Here is a 2,429-nt window from a genome sequence, read left to right as displayed (position 1 = left end):
GGCGTATAGTTCGGTTCTTCGCTGCTTCGGCGGTGAAGACGAATTGTTCATTATAACAGATTTCGAGTTGAAGCGCATTAAGTATTGACAGAGAGATTTGTTACTGTATAATTCGCGTTCTTGTTCTTTAACAAACAGATTACCGATAAGTGTGAGTGCGAGAGCCTCACACTGCGACAAAAACAGACAAGATGTAGATTTATCTATGTTCTGTCGGTTTCTTTGAAGCAGACCAGAAGTTAATAAGTTAGAGATTGAACATAAGAGTTTGATCCTGGCTCAGATTGAACGCTGGCGGCATGCTTTACACATGCAAGTCGAACGGCAGCGGAGAAGTGCTTGCACTTCTGCCGGCGAGTGGCGAACGGGTGAGTAACATATTGGAACGTACCGAGTAATGGGGGATAACTAATCGAAAGATTAGCTAATACCGCATACGTCCTGAGGGAGAAAGCGGGGGATCTTCGGACCTCGCGTTATTCGAGCGGCCAATATCTGATTAGCTAGTTGGTGGGGTAAAGGCCTACCAAGGCGACGATCAGTAGCGGGTCTGAGAGGATGATCCGCCACACTGGGACTGAGACACGGCCCAGACTCCTACGGGAGGCAGCAGTGGGGAATTTTGGACAATGGGCGCAAGCCTGATCCAGCCATGCCGCGTGTATGAAGAAGGCCTTCGGGTTGTAAAGTACTTTTGTCAGGGAAGAAAAGGGATTTGCTAATACCGAATCCTCATGACGGTACCTGAAGAATAAGCACCGGCTAACTACGTGCCAGCAGCCGCGGTAATACGTAGGGTGCGAGCGTTAATCGGAATTACTGGGCGTAAAGCGAGCGCAGACGGTTACTTAAGCAGGATGTGAAATCCCCGAGCTCAACTTGGGAACTGCGTTCTGAACTGGGTAGCTAGAGTATGTCAGAGGGGGGTAGAATTCCACGTGTAGCAGTGAAATGCGTAGAGATGTGGAGGAATACCGATGGCGAAGGCAGCCCCCTGGGATAATACTGACGTTCATGCTCGAAAGCGTGGGTAGCAAACAGGATTAGATACCCTGGTAGTCCACGCCCTAAACGATGTCAATTAGCTGTTGGGGTACTTGATACCTTAGTAGCGTAGCTAACGCGTGAAATTGACCGCCTGGGGAGTACGGTCGCAAGATTAAAACTCAAAGGAATTGACGGGGACCCGCACAAGCGGTGGATGATGTGGATTAATTCGATGCAACGCGAAGAACCTTACCTGGTCTTGACATGTACGGAATCTCCCAGAGACGGGAGAGTGCCTTCGGGAGCCGTAACACAGGTGCTGCATGGCTGTCGTCAGCTCGTGTCGTGAGATGTTGGGTTAAGTCCCGCAACGAGCGCAACCCTTGTCATTAGTTGCCATCATTCAGTTGGGCACTCTAATGAGACTGCCGGTGACAAGCCGGAGGAAGGTGGGGATGACGTCAAGTCCTCATGGCCCTTATGACCAGGGCTTCACACGTCATACAATGGTCGGTACAGAGGGTAGCCAAGCCGCGAGGTGGAGCCAATCTCACAAAACCGATCGTAGTCCGGATTGCACTCTGCAACTCGAGTGCATGAAGTCGGAATCGCTAGTAATCGCAGGTCAGCATACTGCGGTGAATACGTTCCCGGGTCTTGTACACACCGCCCGTCACACCATGGGAGTGGGGGATACCAGAAGTAGGTAGGGTAACCGCAAGGAGCCCGCTTACCACGGTATGCTTCATGACTGGGGTGAAGTCGTAACAAGGTAGCCGTAGGGGAACCTGCGGCTGGATCACCTCCTTTCTAGAGAAAAGAAGAGGCCTCTCGCATTCACACTTATCGGTAAACTGTCAAAGATGCAAGAAGAAAAGAAGGAAAGAGAGCGGTAGGCAACTGTCGGTTGACACCTTCACGACCTTGGGTTTGTAGCTCAGCTGGTTAGAGCACACGCTTGATAAGCGTGGGGTCGGAGGTTCAAGTCCTCCCAGACCCACCACAACTCATACTGGGGGCATAGCTCAGTTGGTAGAGCACCTGCTTTGCAAGCAGGGGGTCATCGGTTCGATCCCGTTTGCCTCCACCACAAAAAAGACTTCACAAATCAAAATAAGCTGCTATAATGCGCAGCTCATTTTAATTTGCGAAGTCGGACCAAAGTCCGCAAGCATCGATCTTTAACAAATTGGAAAGCCGAAATCAACAAACAAAGACAATGTTGGTTGGGATGGATAGAGAAACGGTTGCAACCGTTTTAACATCTCTTTTAAACAAAGCGAAAGCAGCGTAAAAAAGAAAAACAGACCAACCACAGTATTTGGGTGATGATTGTATCGAGTTGCTCCTGAAACACAAAAGGCAGGAGCAACACACAACAAAGCAGTAAGCTTTATCAAAGTAGGAATTTCTAGGAAATGTGCTAGTCAACGGCATATCTT

At 49.5% G+C, this 2,429-nt stretch carries 2 tRNA genes and 1 rRNA gene; all 3 read left to right on the top strand.

Going from position 1 to position 2,429, the window contains the following annotated elements:
* Positions 1-256: 256 nt before the first annotated feature.
* The 3 genes from BDE01S_RS10020 (at position 257) to BDE01S_RS10010 (ending at position 2,077) form a co-directional block, all read left to right on the top strand.
* Positions 257-1,797 (top strand): 16S ribosomal RNA (locus BDE01S_RS10020).
* Between the two features lie 116 nt (positions 1,798-1,913).
* Positions 1,914-1,990 (top strand) — tRNA-Ile (locus BDE01S_RS10015).
* A gap of 11 nt (positions 1,991-2,001) precedes the next feature.
* Positions 2,002-2,077, top strand: a tRNA-Ala gene (locus tag BDE01S_RS10010).
* Positions 2,078-2,429 lie beyond the last annotated feature (352 nt).

The organism is Bergeriella denitrificans NBRC 102155 (genome assembly GCF_001592185.1).
In the GTDB taxonomy this organism is placed as follows: domain Bacteria; phylum Pseudomonadota; class Gammaproteobacteria; order Burkholderiales; family Neisseriaceae; genus Neisseria; species Neisseria denitrificans.
Note: the sequence above shows the minus strand (reverse complement) of the source record. Positions and strands in the feature narration are given on the sequence as shown.